Below are 16,252 nucleotides of genomic sequence, written 5' to 3' on the forward strand. Positions count from 1 at the left end.
AGACATTAATCGAACGTTCGTTTAGTGTTGGAGGGTGTCCGATGAATCGCCGCCGAGAGGCGACAAGTCCTCCACAAAGAGTCGCATCCTCGCTGCCGCCATCACCCTCTTCGCCGATCAGGGCGTGGCGGCCACCGGGGTCCGTGCCATAGCGGCGGCAGCCGACGTCCACCCATCATTGATCATTCACTACTTCGGTTCGAAGGACGGGCTGCGGGTGGCCTGCGACAAGCACGTCGCGGCCTTCGTGCGGGAGCACAAGCAGCAGGTGATGAGGGCCGGAAGGTTTGATCCGGCGGAGCTGCGTGACCTGGGTGACGGGCCGCCGCTGCTGCGATACCTGGCCCGGACGCTGGCCGACGGCTCCCCGCACACGGCCGCACTGGTTGATGAGATGGTCAATGACGCGGTCGGCTACCTCGCCGACGGAGTCGCCTCGGGCCTGGTGCGACCGACGGATCACCCCTACGAACGGGCGGCGCTCCTGGCGATCTGGTCCCTGGGCGCACTCGCACTCCACGAACATGTGCAGCGGCTGCTCGGCGTTGACCTGACCGCACTCGGAGGTGCGGCAACGGTGGAGTCAACCTACGGGCGCGTCGCGTCGGAGCTACTCGGTAGCGGGATCTTTCGCACCTGATCGATTGTTACTCACACCCCTGAGGCGGCGGACATGGACCTGACCCAGACGCTCGGAAAAATCCTCTCGCTGTATCTGTTGACCTCCGGAGTCGCGTTTATCGTGGCCACCCAGTTCTATCTGCGGCTCACCCAGCGGGCCGACCGGTCGGACCTGATGGCGGTGAACATCTCCGGCATGGTGCACCTCTTTGTTGGCTTCGGCGTACTGGTCACCCACTTCGAGTGGGGTGGCCTGCCGGAGGTGCTGGTGACCCTGCTGGGAGTCTTCTTCACCCTGCGCGGTATGAGCTACTACTGGATCCCCCAGCTGGTGCTCCGACCGGCGGAACAGGGTCGGGGGTCCGCGCGGGGGCTTCGGGTGCTGGGGGCCGCCTTCATCGGCTACGGCGCGCTCCTGGGCTACCTCAGCTTCTTCGGCTGAGCCGGTGATGGGAAACACGAGGGTCGGCACCACCGGATGCGGCGGTGCCGACCCTTGGACGTTCGCTGCCGCCTCAGCGGAGTCAGGGCAGGGTGTCCAGGTGCGGGCCGACGGTCTGAGCGAAGCTGTTGCCGTTGGTCACGTCCCAGTTCACCGACCAGGTCATCGCGCCGCGCAGCCCCGGGTAGGTGCGGGGTGGCTGGAAGCTGCCGCAACTCGTTCCCCTGGTCAGGCAGTCCAACGCGGCGTTGACCACACCGGGTGCGACGATCCCCCCACCGGCCGCCCCGGGGCCGGCTGGCAGGCCAAGCCCGACCTGGTCCGGCCGCAGCCCCGCCTCCAGCTGGATGCAGGCCAGCGCGACGATGAAGTTCACCGTTCCCTGGCTGTAGGCGAACCGCTGGTCGCAGCCGAGCATCGCGCCGGAGTTGTAGAACTGGGTGTTCACCACCGTGAGGATGTCCTGGATGTCGAGCGCCAGCTTGAAGTAGCTGGTCGTCGGGTTCTGCATGTCGATGGTTTGGGGTGCCATCGCGATGATCAGTCCAGCACCGACCTGGGCCCGCAGAGACCGTAGGGCCTGCGCCATGTAGGTGGGATTGAGGCCGTTCTCCAGGTCGATGTCCACCCCGTCGAAGCCGTACTGCTGGATCAGGGCGTGCACGGAGTCGGCGAAGGCGACCGCGGAGGCCGCGTCGTTGACGGTAATCCGTCCGGTCTCACCGCCGACCGAGATGATGACCTTTCTGCCCTGGCTCTTGAGCGTCTGTACGTCGGCCGAGAAGTCCGTATCGGTGTAGCCACCCAGGGCGGCGGAGAGGCCCGGATCAACGGCGAAGGTCACCTCGCCGGGGGTGGCGGTCGCCTCGGCGAAGGCGACGGCGACCACGTCGTACTCGGCGGGGGCCTCCCGCAGGCGCAACTCGACCGCCGGGTTGGCGAAGTTGTGCCAATAGCCGGTGAGGATGTGCGCGGGCAGGTCGTCGTTCGGGGGAGCGGTGGTGGGGGGTGGGGTCGTGGGCGGCGCGGTGGTCGGTGGGCTGGTGGTGGGCGGCGCGGTGGTGGGAGGTGGTGGAGACGTGGTGGGCGGTGGTGCGCCGCCGCACTCCGCGCCGTTGAGTTGGCAGTTGGTCGGCGAGCCGGGCCCGCTGCCGATGAAGCCGAAGGAGACCGCTGCGCCCGGCGCGATGGTGCCGTTCCAGGACTGGTTGCGGAAGGTGTAGCGCTGGCCGGAGGAGTGCAGCAGCGCCTCCCAGTGGGTGCCGACCGTCGTGCCGGCGGGCAGGTCGAAGGCGACGCTCCAGCCGGTCACGCCGCTGCTGCCGCCGTTGGTGATCGTGTACTTACCCTCCCACCCGGTGCCCCAGTCGGAGACCTTGGCGAAGCTTGCGGTGGGGCCGGCGGCGTGCGCCGGTTTCGCCAGCCAGGCCGCGCCGAGCGCGGCGATCAGGACGGTGACCAGGGACAGGATCAGGGAATTGCGACGTTTCATGGGAGCCTCCACGCCCGGACAGACACCTGTCGGTAGCTACGTCGTCACACTGTCTTATTATTAAGACTATTAATTATTTGTGTCCAGAGTGTTTGTGTCGAGTCATTCGCGACGCACGACGCAATCCCTTCGCCCTCGGGTGGCGGCGGTGCCGCAGGCGTGCCCCCTTGCCGGAGCCAGATGGAACAAAGAAGGTTTTTTTCGGGCGAATGCTAGGTTATTGGTGTGTCGTTCCGCCCGAGCCTTCCTCGGCTGCCGGGCCGTGGTGTCGGGTCGGTGGGGAGTGGGCGGCCGCGACGGCGGCTGACGTTGGTCGCGGCCGCTGCGTGTATCTTCCTGGTGCAGTTGGATTTCTATGCGTTGAATCTGGCGTTGCCGGCGATGGCGGCGGAGTTGGGTTCCTCTACCACCGATCTGCAGTGGGTGGTCAGTGGTTACATCCTGGCGCAGGCGGCGGTTCTCATTCCTGGTGGCAAGCTGGGCGACATCCTTGGTCGTCGGCGCATGCTGGTCGTGGGTTTGGTGATTTTTGGGCTGGGCTCGCTTGGTGCGGGTCTGGGCTCCGATCCGCCGATCGTGATCGCTTTTCGGGTTGTGCAGGGGATGGGATCCGGATTCATGTACCCGCTTGCCTTCGCGGTGATCACCGAGGCGTTCCCGGGGCGGCGGGCGAAGCGGGCGATCGGTAACGCGTACGGCATCGGGGCGGTGGCGTTGGCGTTGGGGCCGCTGCTCGGCGGTGGGGTTACGGAGCTGATCAGTTGGCGAAGCGTGCTCCTGGTGAACGTGCCGCTCTGCCTCGTGGCGATCGTGGCCGCCGTCGCCTGGCTGCCGGAGTCGCGTGACCCCACGGTGTCGCGCCGGATTGACCTGGTGGGTCTGGTCGTGGTGGTGCTGGGGATTGTGGCCATCACCGTGGCCGCGGACCGGATGAACGCCTGGCGACCGGTGGTGGCCGCCGTCCTCGCTGTCGGTGGGCTGGTGCTGCTGGCCGCGTTCGTGCTTCGGGAACGGGTGGCCGACAGTCCACTGGTCCGGCTGGATCTGTTCCGAAACACCAAGTTTGTGGCGGTGACCCTCCTGGGGATGGTCGCCAACATCGCCTTGGTGGTCACGATCTTCGCCACGACCATTCATCTGCAGCAGGTTCGGGGCTACTCGCCGTTCGTCGCGGGCCTGGCGGTACTCACCGCCTCGATCAGTGGTGGAATTGCCGGTCCGTTCGTGGGTCGGTTCAGCCAACGGTTCGCGGTGCATCGGTTGATCGGCATCGCCATCCTGGTCGGCGCCCTCGGTCTGCTCGTGGTGGCCGTCGGGGGTGAGATCGGGCCGTACCTGCTTGGGCTGGCGGTCGCCGGGTTCGGCTACCAGAGTGGGTATACCCTGACCAGTCTGGGTACGCAGGCCATGGTCCCGGCCGAGCGGGCCGGTGAGGCATCCGGAGTGACGTTCACAATCCTCTTCGCCGGCTCGGGTATCGCCGTCGCGGTGGTCGGCACGCTGATCGAGCAGGGCAACCTCGCCACCGGCATCACGCGGGTTCTCCTCGGGACCGCGGTCGGCAGTGCCGTGGCCGCGACTGTCCTGGCGAGGAGTTTCCGGGTTGGCTGACCCGCCGTCATTCCGGCGAAGAAAGAGCGAAGTGATAGTTGGCGGGCTCGACCAGTTCGCGGGTGTATTTCATCGATTTCCCCTATTTCCTGCTTGCCGTTTGTCCCGCGACCTTCGATCCTCACGCCAGAATCGCGGACAAATGTCGACTCATCATGGCCAGACCGGTGATGGAGTAGGTGCGCCGGTACTGTCACCTCCTCGGGCGACCGTCCGGGTGGATGTCATCAGCCTGGCCGAGCTGCGGTGTATGGCCACACCTACATCTGGTGGCAGATCACGTTCAAGCCTATTCGGCAGCCTGCTGGCGGAGAGTGGTCCAGAAGAGTTGTCGATGTTTCGTTTTCCGGGTCGTGCTGGCCGCGGGCACCGTGCGGAGTCTCTCGAAACAAGGAAGACATTTTCGTATGAATGGTACGGTTCGGTGTGTCGTTCCGTCCGCGTCTGCCCCGGCCCCACGGCCAAGGTGACGCATCGGCGGGAGAGGCGGACCGGCCCCGGCGCGAGCTGACCCTGATCGCGGCCGCTGCGTGCATCTTCCTCGTGCAGCTGGATTTCTATGCGTTGAATCTGGCGTTGCCGGCGATGGCGGCGGAGTTGGGTACCACCACCACCGATCTGCACTGGGTGGTCAGCGGCTACATCCTGGCCCAGGCGGCGTTTCTCATCCCCGGCGGCAAGCTCGGCGACATCCTCGGTCGCCGCCGCATGCTGCTGGTCGGCCTGCTCATCTTCGGGGCGGCTTCGCTCGGTGCCGGTCTGGGCTCCGACCCGCCGATCGTGATCGCCTTTCGGGCCGTGCAGGGGATGGGTTCGGGCATCGTGTTCCCCCTCGCCTTCGCGGTGATCACCGAGGCCTACCCGGGGAAGCGGGCGAAGCGGGCGATCGGCAACGCCTACGGCATCGGGGCGGTGGCGCTGGCGCTGGGGCCGGTGCTCGGCGGCGGGGTCACCGAGTGGCTCAGCTGGCGCAGCGTGCTCCTGGTGAACGTGCCGCTCTGCGTTGTCGCCATCGTCGCCATCGTCGCCTGGCTGCCGGAGTCGCGGGACCCCACGGTGTCGCGGGCGATTGACCTGGCTGGTCTGGTCGTGGTGGTGCTCGGGATCCTCGCGATCACCGTGGCCGCGGACCGGATGAACGCCTGGCGACCGGTGGTGGCCACCGCCCTCGCTGTCGGTGGGCTGGTGCTGCTGGCCGCGTTCGTGCTCCGGGAACGGGCCGCCGAAAGTCCACTGGTCCGGCTGGATCTCTTCCACGACGCCAGGTTCGTGGCGGTGACCCTGATGGGGCTGGTCGCCAACATCGCCTTCGTGGTCACGATCTTCGCCACCACAATCCACCTACAACAGGTCCGGGGCTACTCGCCGTTCGTCGCGGGCCTGGCGGTCCTCGCCGCCTCGATCAGCGGTGGCATCGCCGGTCCGTTCGCGGGTCGGCTCAGCCAACGGGTCGCGGTGCGTCGACTGATCGCCGCGGCCACCCTGGTCGGCGCGGTCGGCCTGGTCGTGGTGGCCATTGGCGGTGAGATCGTGCCGTACCTGATCGGTCTGGCCGTCGCCGGGTTCGGCTACCGGACCGGGCTCACCCTGACCAACCTGGGCACGCAGGCCATGGTCCCGGCCGAGCGAGCCGGCGAGGCATCCGGGACCACGCTCTCGATTCTCTCCGCCGGCTCGGGCATCGCGATCGCGACGGCCGGCACGCTGATCGAGCAGGGCAACCTCGCCACCGGCATCATGCGGGTTCTCCTGGGCATCGCGGCCGGTAGCGCCGTGGCCGCGCTGCTGCTGGTCCGGATCCCCTGACCCCCGACCGAGCTACGCCGCTGCCCGGGCGGCCAAGGGTGACTCCACGGCCGCGGTGTTGACACCGCCGCTACCGGTTGCGGCACCCGGTGTCGCCGCTACCGGCGCGGCACCAGGTGGCGCAGCTCCCGCAGGGGCGCCCGTTCCTGCACCGAAACATCGTTGACGACGATCTCCCGGTCCAGGTTGGGCAACTCCTCCGAGTCGCCACGGCGGAACTGGGCCAGCAGGGTGGCTGGGTTGGTTCCCGGGACGGCCCAGCCCTGCTGCTGCAACCGTGCCCAGACGGTGTGCATGATCTGTGCGGACATCCGCCCCAACGCCTCGGTGTCGTGGTGGCGGTGCTTCCGGAGGCCAAGGTCAACCTGGGACAGCGCGTCGAGGCCGACCAGTTCCAGCAGGTCAACCAGCATGGCCGTCTCCACCCCGTAGCCGGTGACGAACGGCAGCTGTTCCAGCACCCGACGTCGACCTGCGTACTCGCCGGCCAGAGGCTGCACGAAGCCGGCCAGCTCCGGCCAGAACAGGTTCAGCAGCGGCCGGACCATCAGCTCCGTCACCCGCCCACCCTCGTTGTCCTCCTCGGGGCCGGGCTGGTCTTCCAGCGGTCGGTGGTAGAAGCCCTTCACGAAATCGATCGACGAGTCGGTCAGCAACGGGCCGAGCAGACCACGTACGAAGTGCGGCCGGAATTCGCGCAGGTCAGCGTCGACGAAGGCGACGAGGTTACCGTCGGTGGCGGCCAAACCGGCCCAGAGCGCGTCGCCCTTGCCGGCCAGCCGGGGCAGGCCCTGGGTGATCTCGTCCTGGCTGACCACCTCCGCGCCGGCGGCCCGGGCCACCTCCGCGGTTCGGTCGGTGGACCGGGAGTCGACCACGACCAGCTCATCCACGAGGGGGACCTGCTCCATCAGGTGTTCGCGGATCGTCGAGACGATCGGCCCGGTCGTCGCCTCCTCGTTGTAGGCGGGTAGCACCACGCTGACCCGGTTCTCCCCCTTCGCCTCCATCAGCCGCTCGATGTGCCAATCCTGCGCCGATGACGTCCGAGACGTGGTCCATGCATCGACAATCGGTGAGACGGTCGGTTCTGGATCCCGCACTGGCACCCCCCCCGAGTCGTGGCAGAACGCGCGGGTGGACTTCCCCTTCGTACGTCGGTTAACCCGCGTGGCGCCGGGGTGAGGCTCTCCGCCGGGTTACCGGTGTCACGGTGCCACGGGTCGTGGGCACCGGCGGCTCGCCGCGGGCAGCAGGTCGTCCAAGAGGTCGGCGAGCACATCCACGCCGTCCGGGCTGAGCACCGACTCGGGGTGGAACTGCACTCCGGCCACGCTGGCGCCGCGCAGCGCGTTGACCGCACCGCTCGTGTCGTCCCGGGCCACCTCCACCGGGCCGTACGGGGTGGGCAGGCGATCCGTGTCCGCTCGGGCGGTGAACGTCGAGTAGAAGCCGACCCGCCGCTGGACGCCGAAGATCTCCACCTCCCGCTGCAGCCCCTGGTACGGGGCGTCCCGGCGGTGCAGGGGCAGCCCGAGCAGCCCGCAGAGCAGCTGGTGGCCGAGGCAGACCGCGAGGGTTGGCTGGCCGGTGGCGAGGAGCTCGGTGAGCAGCCGGCGCAGCGCCACCATCTTCGGCTGGGTCAGCGCTGCTGGGTCGCCGGGCCCCGGGCCGACCACCACCAGGTCGTATCCGTCCCGCGGGCCGGGCGCGTCCCAGGGCCGCACGGTGACGCTGAGGCCGAGCGCCCGTAGCTGATGGGCGAGCATGCCGGTGAAGGTGTCTTCCCCGTCCACGATCAATGCCCGGCGGCCGGTGAGCCCGGGACGGCCGGGGGTGTCCGCCGGCCGTTGGTCCAGCCAGAACCGGGCCAGCGGCGCGTTGCGGGCGGCCAACGCCGCGCGTACCTCCGGGTCGTCGGCGAGCCGGGGCACCGCCCCCGCGGCTGCTGCGGGTGCCTGCGGGCCGAGGCCCAGCGCGGCGAGCACCCCGGCGGCCTTGGCGTGGGTCTCCGCGACCTCCCCGGCGGCGACCGAGTGCCGGACGAGGGTCGCCCCGACCGACACCCGCAGCTCACCGGTGGGGGAGAGCTCGGCGGTACGGATCAGGATTGGGGCGTCGAGGGTCTGCCGGCCGCTCTCGTCCCGACCGAGCAGCGCCAGCACCCCCGCGTAGTAGCCGCGCCCGGTGCGCTCGTGTCGCGCGATGACCCGGCACGCGTTCTCCATCGGGCTGCCGGTCACCGTGGGGGCGAACATCGTCTCCCGCAGCACGTCGCGGACGTCCTTCGACCCCCGCCCCGCCAGCAGGTACTCGGTGTGGGCGAGGTGGGACATCTCCTTCAGGTACGGGCCGACCACCTGGCCGCCCCGCTCGGCCACCGAGGCCATCATCTTCAGCTCCTCGTCGAGGACCATGTACAGCTCCTCGGTCTCCTTCGGGTCGGCGAGGAAGCGCAGTAGGTCAGCCCGGTCGGCAGCAGCGCCGGTGTGGCGGAAGGTGCCGCTGATCGGATTCATCAGGACCAGCCCGTCGTCCACGCTGACGTGCCGCTCCGGGCTCGCCCCCACCAACGTCCGAGCGCCGGTGTGCACGATGAACGTCCAGTAGGCACCGCGTTCGCGTAGCAACAGCGAGCGCAGCGCCGCCAGCGCCGCCCGCAGCGGCGCACCCTGCACGGTGGCGTGCAGGGTGCGGTGGATGACGAAGTTGGCGCCTGCTCCCTGACCGATCTCGTCGGCCAGGACCCGGTCAACGGTGGCCGCGTACTCCTCGTCGGAGCTGTCGAAGCCCGCGTTCTGGGTGACCACCGCGTCGTCCGGCAGCGCCGCCAGCGCCGTCGGGAGGTCGATCTCCTCGTGTCGGTCGATCACCAGGCACTCCAGCGGGGCGCCGTCGTCAACGCAGTCGAAGCCCCGTTCGATCACCTGCCGGTAGGGCACCAGCGCGAGGGTGGCTGGCCCCGCTGCCCCGGTCGGCAGCGGGATGTCGGCGAGTCGTTCCACCACCCGTACCGACCCGGTGTAGAGGTCGAGGTGGTCGGCGCCCTCCCGGCGGACGAGCGCGAACGGCCCGGGGTCGGTGCCGGCCGCGACGGCGGCGAGTAGCGGGGGAAGGTGGGTCATCGGGTCTCCTCGGTCCGGTGCCACCCGACGGGCGTCCGGTGCCGGTCCGAGACCGACGGCCGCCTCGACGGGCGGCCGCGTGAAGCTACGCGCGGAGAGTGGCCGCCGGGTTGGCGGGCCACCAGCGGTGCGGGTGCGCGAGCATGCGCACCAGCTTACGCGGTCGTCGCCGAGTACGGAAGCGAGAGCCTCACCTCGCCGGCAGCGTGACGACGAGGACCACAGGGCGGAAGCGAGAGCTTCACCCCGCCGGGCCGGATAGCGTGACCGACGATGACCACACTCGCGTTGGAACTGGGCACCTCCTCGGTACGTGGTCTGGTGCTCGACGAGGCAGTCCGGCTGCTGCCCGGGGCGTTGGCCCGGCGGCCGGTGAGCCCTGTCATCGGTGCGGACGGCGCCGGCACGCTGGATGCGCAGAGCTACCTCGCCTGCCTGGGGCAGTGCCTGGACGAGTTGGCCGCCGGCGGGCACCTGGACGGCGTCGAACTGGTGGCGACCTCCGCGCAGTGGCACTCGGTGGTCGCGCTCGCCGCCGACGGTGCCCCGATCGGCCCGGTGCTCACCTGGCTGGATACCCGAGCGGTGCCGCTGCCCGGGCAATCCGGCCCGCGCGACCCGGAGGCTTTCCACCAGCGCACCGGCACCTGGTGGCACCGCTGTTACTGGTCGGTCCGGCTGCCCTGGCTACGGGTGAGAGTCGGTGGTTCCGCCACCCGCTTCGCCGGGCTGGCCGAGTACGTCCTCGGCGTGCTGCTGGACCCGGTCCCGATGTCGGTGTCGCAGGCCTCCGGCACCGGCCTGCTCGACCTCGGCACGATGGGCTGGGACCCGGAGGCGTGTGCGCTGGCCGACACCGGCCCGGGAGAGTTGCCGGAGTTGGCGCCGGCGGACTGGCATGGTCGGCTGCGCGCGGAGTACGCGCGCCGCTGGCCGTCGTTGGCCAGGGCGCGGTGGACGGCCCCGATCGGTGACGGGGCCGCGTCGAACATCGGCTCGGGCTGCGTTGACCCGGGACGGGCGGCGGTGACGGTGGGCACCTCGGCGGCGGTCCGGGTGGTGCGGGCAGTCGCGCCGGGGGAGCCACTGCCCCGGCTGGCGCCGAGCCGCTGGCGGTACCGGGTTGACCAGCGGCACATCGTCACCGGGAATGCGTACTCCGCTGGCGGCAACCTCTTCGCCTGGGCCAACCGGGAGTTGCGGCTCCCCGACCGGGCCGAGCTGAGCGCGGCACTGGCCCGGGTGCCCGTCGTCGGTGGTGGGCCCCTGGTGAACATCTGTTTCGGGGGCGACCGGCCACCGGGACTGGCTCCGGCGGGTTCCGGGGTGTTGGCCGGGCTTGGCTTCAACACCACTGCCGTGGAGATCTTGGCAGGCCTGATGCGGGGTCTGAGTGAGCTGGTCGCGGTGGACCTGGCGGCCCTGGAGTCGGAGCTGGGCTCGCGGCCGGTCGAGGTGGTCCTGGGCGGTGGGGCGATGGTGGCGTCCGAGTGGTGGCGTCGGGCCTTCGCCGTGGCCCTCGCTCCCCGGTCGGTCTGGTACCAGCGGAACCCGGAGATCGGCGCGACGGGCGCGGCGCTGGTGGCACTCGGGCGGATCGGCGACGCGGCCGGGGTGGCCGACCTGGACCGGAGCGGCGAGCTGACCGCTCCCTCCTGACCTGCGCGCCGCCGCACTCCGCGCCCCCGACGCTGTCGCCCCGCTCCCGAGTACGGCGCGGGTACGCCTCGCGCTCAGAACCCGCCCGCCGCGATCACCTCGCGGTACCAGTGTGCGCTGCGCTTGGGTACTCGGCGTTGGGTTGGGTAGTCCACGTAGACCAGCCCCCAGCGCTGGTCGTAGCCTTCGGCCCACTCAAAGTTGTCCAGCAGGGACCAGACGTGGAAGCTCTCCAGCGGTACGCCGGCGGCGAGGGCACGGTGTGCGGCGGCCAGGTGGTCGCGGAGGAACTGGATCCGGCGGCCGTCGTCAACCGTCCCGTCTGCGCCGAGGGTGTCCGGGGTGGGCAGGCCGTTCTCGGTGACGGTCAGCGGGATCGGGCCGTAGTCCCGGGTGATCCGGCTGAGGATGTCGTACATGCCTTCGGGGTAGATCTGCTGCCAGGAGGCCTCGGAGGTGGGCCAGCGTCGCACGGTGGTGCCCGCAGCGGTGACGTAGTACGGGGTGTAGTACTGCACGGCCAGTAGGTCCACGGGAGCGGAGATGATGCCGAGGTCGCCGTCGTGGATGCCGCCGATCATCCGGTGGCCCGGGCCGAGATCGTCGAGCACGTCCTGGGGGTAGCGGCCGGTGAGCGTCGAGTCGAGGTAGAGCCGGTTCTCGTAGCCGTCGTGGCGCCAGGCGGCCTCGGTCGCGTCGGGGGAGGAGCCGGCCGGGTAGCACGGGTGCAGGTTGAACGCCGGCCCGATGCGCCCGGTCCCACTTCCGGCCCGGTACGCCCGGACGGCGAGTCCATGCGCGAGTTGCAGGTGGTGCGCGACCAGATATGCGGCCTGCTGGTCCTGGTGACCGGGGGCGTGATGGCCGGAGAGGTAGCCGTTCTGCACCACGGTCTTCGGTTCGTTGATGGTGAGCCAGGTCGGTACCCGGTCCCCGAGGGCCCGGAAGACGTGTTCGGCGTAGTCGGCGAAGCGGTAGGCGACTTCCCGGGATTCCCAGCCGCCCCGGTCCTGGAGGGCTTGGGGGAGGTCCCAGTGGAACAACGTCGCCACCGGTTGGATGTCGCGGTCATGTAGTCCGTCGAGCAGCCGCCGGTAGAAGTCCAGCCCGCGCTGGTTGGGCGTACCGGTGCCGTCGGCCTGGACGCGGGGCCAGGCGATGGAGAACCGGTAGCTGCGCAGGCCCAGCTCGGCCATGAGGTCGAGGTCCGCGTCGTACCGGTGGTAGTGGTCGGCGGCGATGTCACCGGTGTCGCCGTTACGGGTCCGTCCGGGGGTGTGGCTGAAGGTGTCCCAGATCGACTCGCCCCGGCCGTCCTCCTTGGCCCCGCCCTCGATCTGGTAGGCGGAGGTGGCGGCTCCCCAGCCGAAGTTCGGTGGGAAGCGCAGGGTGCCTGCTGGCTGGTGCGCCGAGCTGTCGGGCTGCGCGGGGTGGGGGAGGGTCGACATCGGGGGAGTCTCCTCTGTTAGTTCTGAACCGGACCGGGAGCGCTCCCAAGGACAGAGTACGCCTTCGGTTCTCCCGGCGGGAGCCCGGAGGTGAGGGGATTCTAGACAGGGTGGGGGGTGGTGTGCCCCGGTCGTGCTGTCGCCGGGGTGCGAGATGGGGGCGGGGGAGGGCAGCCCCCGCCCCCATCGGTGCTGGACCCGCCGGGTCGGACGGTGGCGTCTGGCCCGCGCGTGTCACCTGGGAGCCGGGTCACGCGAGTGGCTTGTGGGTCACCTCCTTCCACTGTGGAAGTGGGAGGCGAGGTGGAAGCGCTCCCAATTTTCTGGTGTGACTGTAACGTCTCGTAACTGCTTCGTGAAAGCGGCTTAACAAAATTGACACATCCGACTGAATTGATTCGTTACTCCTTGTGGGAGCGTTTCCAGGCATGGCAAGCTGATGGATGAGCCGCCGTCGCGGGAGCGCGGGGCCGAGGGCAGCCGGGACGTCCGGTGCGGCACCCGAGGTGGACGGGCGCCCGTCCACGCCACATCACCGGCCCCGGCCTTGGCCGGGAGTCCTTCACCCCGGGTGCCTCGCCCACCGCAGGAAGAACGGCCAGGCGCCCCGCCGGAGTCTCGGCTCCGGCCTGGCCCGAGGAGACACCGCGCATGAGACCCATGAACCGACGCCGCGGCTGGGCGACAGCCACCGCGGCGGTGCTGGCGGTAACCGGCGGGGCGGCCCTACCCGCGTCAGCCGCGTCGGCCGCGCCCGCCTGTGACGTCGGCTACACGACCAACGACTGGGGCAGCGGCTTCACCGCGAACATCACCCTCACCAATCTCGGCGACCCGATCACGGAATGGACCCTGCGGTTCTCCTTCGCCGGCAACCAGACCATCACCCACGGCTGGTCGGCGCGGTGGAGCCAGAGCGGCAGCGACGTCACCGCCACCAACGAGTCGTGGAACGGCAGTCTCGGCGCCGGCGGCACCGCGCAGATCGGCTTCAACGCCGCGTACAGCGGTACCAACGCCGACCCGACCTCGTTCTCCGTCAACGGTGTTCCCTGCGCTGCTGCACAGCAGCCGCCGACGGTCTCGCTGAACGTGCCGGCTGGGCCCTTCGAGGCGCCGGCCGACGTGCCGCTGACGGCCACCGCCAGCGACCCGGACGGGAGCATCAGCAAGGTCGAGTTCTACCGCAACGGTCTGCTGGTCAACACCGACACCACCGCGCCGTACGCGTACACCCTGCCGGGGCTGCCATCCGGCTCCTACACCGTGCAGGCCAGGGCGTACGACGACACCGGGCTCAGCGCGATCGCGGAGCACTCCTTCACTGTCGCGCCCGCCGCCGGCCCGCAACTGGTCGCCACCCCAGCGACGGTGGGCGTACCGGAAGGCGGCAGCGCCAACGTGACCCTGACGTTGAGTGCGGCGCCGGCCGCGAACGTCCCGGTGAGCCTCGGCCGTACCGGTGACGCCGACCTCACCGTCGCCCCCACCTCGCTGACGCTGACCGCCGGAAACTGGAACACCGGTGTCGACGTGACCGTGTCGGCGGCCGAGGACGCCGACACCGCCGGGGGGAGTGCGACGATCACCGCCTCCGCCGCCGGCCTCGCCGCCTTGACGATTACCGCGACGGAGATTGACAACGACGTTCCCGGCGGCGACAACGAGTACATCGCACGGTTCCTCACCCAGTACGGCAAGATCAAGAATTCTGGGTACTTCAGCCCCGAGGGGGTGCCGTACCACTCCATCGAGACCCTGATCGTCGAGGCGCCGGACCACGGCCACGAGACCACGAGTGAGGCGTTCAGCTTCTGGCTCTGGTTGGAGGCGCAGTACGGCCGGGTGACCGAGGACTGGGTGCCGTTCAACAACGCCTGGACGGTGCTGGAGAACCACATCATCCCCTCCTCCGCCGACCAGCCGACCGCGGGCGCTCCCGGCACCGCGCAGTACGCCGCCGAGTACGACCTGCCCAGCCAGTACCCGGCGCAGTTGCAACCGGGTGTCCCGGTCGGCCAGGACCCGTTGCGGGCCGAACTCCAGTCCACCTACGGCACCGGTGACATCTACGGCATGCACTGGTTGCTTGACGTGGACAACACCTACGGCTTCGGTCGGTGCGGCGACGGCACCACCCGGCCGGCGTACCTCAACACCTTCCAGCGTGGACAGCAGGAGTCGGTCTGGGAGACCGTCCCGCAGCCGTCCTGCGAGACGTTCACCCACGGCGGGCAGTACGGCTTCCTGGACATCGCCGTCCAGGAGCAGAACGCACCGGCGAAGCAGTGGAAGTACACGAACGCGCCGGACGCCGACGCCCGGGCGGTGCAGGCCGCCTACTGGGCGCTGACCTGGGCCACGCAGCAGGGTCGGGCCACGGAGGTGGCGGACACCGTGGCCAAGGCCGCCAAGCTGGGCGACTACCTGCGGTACGCGATGTTCGACAAGTATTTCAAGCAGATCGGCAACTGTGTCGGGGCGTCCACCTGCCCCGCCGGCAGTGGCCGGGAGTCCGCGCACTACCTCCTGTCCTGGTACTACGCCTGGGGCGGTGCGTACGAGCAGGGTCAGAACTGGTCGTGGCGGATCGGCTCCAGCCACAACCACTTCGGCTACCAGAACCCCTTCGCCGCCTGGGCCCTGACCACCGTGCCGGAGCTGGAGCCGAGGTCGCCGAGCGCGACCACCGACTGGGCCCAGAGTTTGGAGCGGCAACTGGAGCTGTATACCTGGCTCCAGTCCGCCGAGGGCGCGATCGCCGGTGGTGCGACCAACAGTTGGGGCGGCCGGTACGGTCAGCCGCCCGCGGGCACGCCGACCTTCTACGGCATGTTCTACGACGAGAAGCCGGTGTATCACGACCCGCCGTCGAACCAGTGGTTCGGCATGCAGGTCTGGTCGATGCACCGGATCGCCGAGTTGTACCTCGAGACCGGTGACGCCCGGGCCGAGGCGTTGCTGGACCGGTGGGTGCCGTGGGCGATCGCCAACACCACGCTGGGCGCCGACTGGTCGATCCCGGCCGAGCTCACCTGGACGGGCCAGCCGAACACGTGGGACCCGACCAACCCGGAGCCAAACACCGACCTGCACGTCGAGGTGACCGAGACCGGCCAGGACGTCGGTGCCGCCGCCGCCTACGCCCGGACCCTGACCGCGTACGCGGTGAGGTCGGGGGACGCGGCCGCGAAGAACACGGCCAAGGGGTTGTTGGACGCGCTACACGCGGCGAGTGACGCCCTGGGGGTGTCGACGGTGGAGACGCGGGGCGACTACGAGCGCTTCGACGATGTCTACGACACCAGCACCGGGCAGGGCCTCTATCTGCCGCCGGGCTGGACGGGCACGATGCCCAACGGCGACGTGATCGAGGCGGGTAGGAGCTTCGTCGAGATCCGCTCGTTCTACCTCAACGATCCGGACTGGCCGAAGGTCCAGGCATATCTGGACGGCGGCGCGGAGCCGACGTTCCGCTACCACCGGTTCTGGGCCCAGGCCGATGTCGCGATGGCGTACGCCGACTTTGGGCGGCTCTTTCCGAACGACTAACCACAGATAAGTGATGTAACGGACATTACCCCCGGGTCGCTGGGTCGATACGAGAGGAGGCGGGGCGATCTGGGGCCCCGATTCAGCCTGGTTCCGGGACGCCCGATTAGCCGGAGTGTGCGCGATATGCAAACTGGCCAAAAAACGTGTGCCCCGGGAGCGCGGAGCTGATCCCGACGAGGTAATGTAAGTCACGGAGAGGCCGCTCCCCCCGTGGCGGCCTCTCCCTTACTGTCTGGTGCCGTGACCACGAATGTTCACAGTGTGGAATGACCCGCTGTGGGTCGGTCGGCGCGGCGGCGTCGGGGCGGTCAGGCTGTAGCGGTGGCAAAACCTGTACGCGTGCGGCGGGTGAGTGACCAGGAAGGTCAGCAGCTACTCAGACCCGCGGGGGAACTGGTTCCTCGATCCGACTACGACGGGCCATCGTCGTGCTCGCCGAACTTCTGAGCTTTGATGCCGCCCGCCGGATCCGTATCGGTCGAGATCACCTTCC

The 16,252-nt window shown here is 69.4% G+C and carries 10 protein-coding genes; 6 read left to right on the top strand and 4 right to left on the bottom strand.

Annotated elements, in window-relative coordinates:
- The first annotated feature begins 34 nt into the window (after positions 1-34).
- Positions 35-640, top strand: a complete 606-nt coding sequence (locus SALPAC3_RS0122890; RefSeq protein WP_018223502.1) for a TetR/AcrR family transcriptional regulator — start codon at positions 35-37, stop codon at positions 638-640.
- Positions 641-673: 33 nt separating this feature from the next.
- Positions 674-1,063, top strand: a complete 390-nt coding sequence (locus SALPAC3_RS0122895) for a hypothetical protein (RefSeq protein WP_018223503.1) — start codon at positions 674-676, stop codon at positions 1,061-1,063.
- A gap of 82 nt (positions 1,064-1,145) precedes the next feature.
- On the opposite strand, the gene SALPAC3_RS0122900 is transcribed toward SALPAC3_RS0122895, so the two are convergent.
- Positions 1,146-2,555: a chitinase gene (locus tag SALPAC3_RS0122900; RefSeq protein WP_018223504.1), complete on the bottom strand. Its 1,410-nt coding sequence runs from the start codon at positions 2,553-2,555 to the stop codon at positions 1,146-1,148.
- Between the two features lie 225 nt (positions 2,556-2,780).
- Here SALPAC3_RS0122900 and SALPAC3_RS0122905 point away from each other — a divergent pair, with 225 nt between their 5' ends.
- Both SALPAC3_RS0122905 and SALPAC3_RS0122910 read left to right on the top strand, forming a co-directional pair.
- Positions 2,781-4,166 (top strand): MFS transporter, encoded by a 1,386-nt coding sequence (locus tag SALPAC3_RS0122905; RefSeq protein ID WP_018223505.1) that lies wholly within the window; start codon positions 2,781-2,783, stop codon positions 4,164-4,166.
- A 411-nt stretch (positions 4,167-4,577) separates the two neighbouring features.
- A complete protein-coding gene (locus SALPAC3_RS0122910; protein ID WP_018223506.1) occupies positions 4,578-5,972 on the top strand; it encodes an MFS transporter in 1,395 nt (464 codons plus the stop codon).
- A gap of 98 nt (positions 5,973-6,070) precedes the next feature.
- Here SALPAC3_RS0122910 and SALPAC3_RS0122915 read toward each other — a convergent pair whose 3' ends face one another.
- Together SALPAC3_RS0122915 and SALPAC3_RS0122920 are read right to left on the bottom strand one after the other, a co-directional pair.
- Positions 6,071-6,982 carry a glucosyl-3-phosphoglycerate synthase gene (locus SALPAC3_RS0122915; protein ID WP_018223507.1) on the bottom strand — a complete coding sequence of 304 codons (912 nt, stop codon included), beginning with the start codon at positions 6,980-6,982 and terminating at the stop codon, positions 6,071-6,073.
- A gap of 198 nt (positions 6,983-7,180) precedes the next feature.
- Complete coding sequence (locus tag SALPAC3_RS0122920) at positions 7,181-9,097, bottom strand: chorismate-binding protein (RefSeq protein ID WP_018223508.1); 1,917 nt, start codon at positions 9,095-9,097, stop codon at positions 7,181-7,183.
- 273 nt (positions 9,098-9,370) lie between these two features.
- Between SALPAC3_RS0122920 and SALPAC3_RS0122925 the strand changes: the two genes are divergently transcribed.
- Positions 9,371-10,756 (top strand): FGGY family carbohydrate kinase, encoded by a 1,386-nt coding sequence (locus tag SALPAC3_RS0122925; protein ID WP_018223509.1) that lies wholly within the window; start codon positions 9,371-9,373, stop codon positions 10,754-10,756.
- A 74-nt stretch (positions 10,757-10,830) separates the two neighbouring features.
- Here SALPAC3_RS0122925 and SALPAC3_RS0122930 read toward each other — a convergent pair whose 3' ends face one another.
- Positions 10,831-12,204 (bottom strand): GH1 family beta-glucosidase, encoded by a 1,374-nt coding sequence (locus SALPAC3_RS0122930; RefSeq protein WP_018223510.1) that lies wholly within the window; start codon positions 12,202-12,204, stop codon positions 10,831-10,833.
- A gap of 660 nt (positions 12,205-12,864) precedes the next feature.
- On the opposite strand from SALPAC3_RS0122930, the gene SALPAC3_RS0122935 reads away from it, so the two are divergent.
- On the top strand, positions 12,865-15,756 hold the full coding sequence (locus SALPAC3_RS0122935; RefSeq protein ID WP_018223511.1) for a glycoside hydrolase family 48 protein: 2,892 nt from the start codon (positions 12,865-12,867) through the stop codon (positions 15,754-15,756).
- Positions 15,757-16,252: the final 496 nt, after the last annotated feature.

The organism is Salinispora pacifica DSM 45544 (assembly GCF_000378845.1).
GTDB lineage: Bacteria > Actinomycetota > Actinomycetes > Mycobacteriales > Micromonosporaceae > Micromonospora > Micromonospora pacifica.

What these genes read in the sequence shown, in the direction of transcription:
- SALPAC3_RS0122895 (WP_018223503.1), top strand. Translation starts at nt 674, where the DNA reads ATGGACCTGACCCAGACGCTCGGAAAAATCCTCTCGCTGTATCTGTTG.
- SALPAC3_RS0122900 (WP_018223504.1), bottom strand. Translation starts at nt 2,555, where the DNA reads ATGAAACGTCGCAATTCCCTGATCCTGTCCCTGGTCACCGTCCTGATC.
- SALPAC3_RS0122910 (WP_018223506.1), top strand. Translation starts at nt 4,578, where the DNA reads ATGGTACGGTTCGGTGTGTCGTTCCGTCCGCGTCTGCCCCGGCCCCAC.
- SALPAC3_RS0122915 (WP_018223507.1), bottom strand. Translation starts at nt 6,982, where the DNA reads ATGGAGGCGAAGGGGGAGAACCGGGTCAGCGTGGTGCTACCCGCCTAC.
- SALPAC3_RS0122920 (WP_018223508.1), bottom strand. Translation starts at nt 9,097, where the DNA reads ATGACCCACCTTCCCCCGCTACTCGCCGCCGTCGCGGCCGGCACCGAC.
- SALPAC3_RS0122925 (WP_018223509.1), top strand. Translation starts at nt 9,371, where the DNA reads ATGACCACACTCGCGTTGGAACTGGGCACCTCCTCGGTACGTGGTCTG.
- SALPAC3_RS0122930 (WP_018223510.1), bottom strand. Translation starts at nt 12,204, where the DNA reads ATGTCGACCCTCCCCCACCCCGCGCAGCCCGACAGCTCGGCGCACCAG.
- SALPAC3_RS0122935 (WP_018223511.1), top strand. Translation starts at nt 12,865, where the DNA reads ATGAACCGACGCCGCGGCTGGGCGACAGCCACCGCGGCGGTGCTGGCG.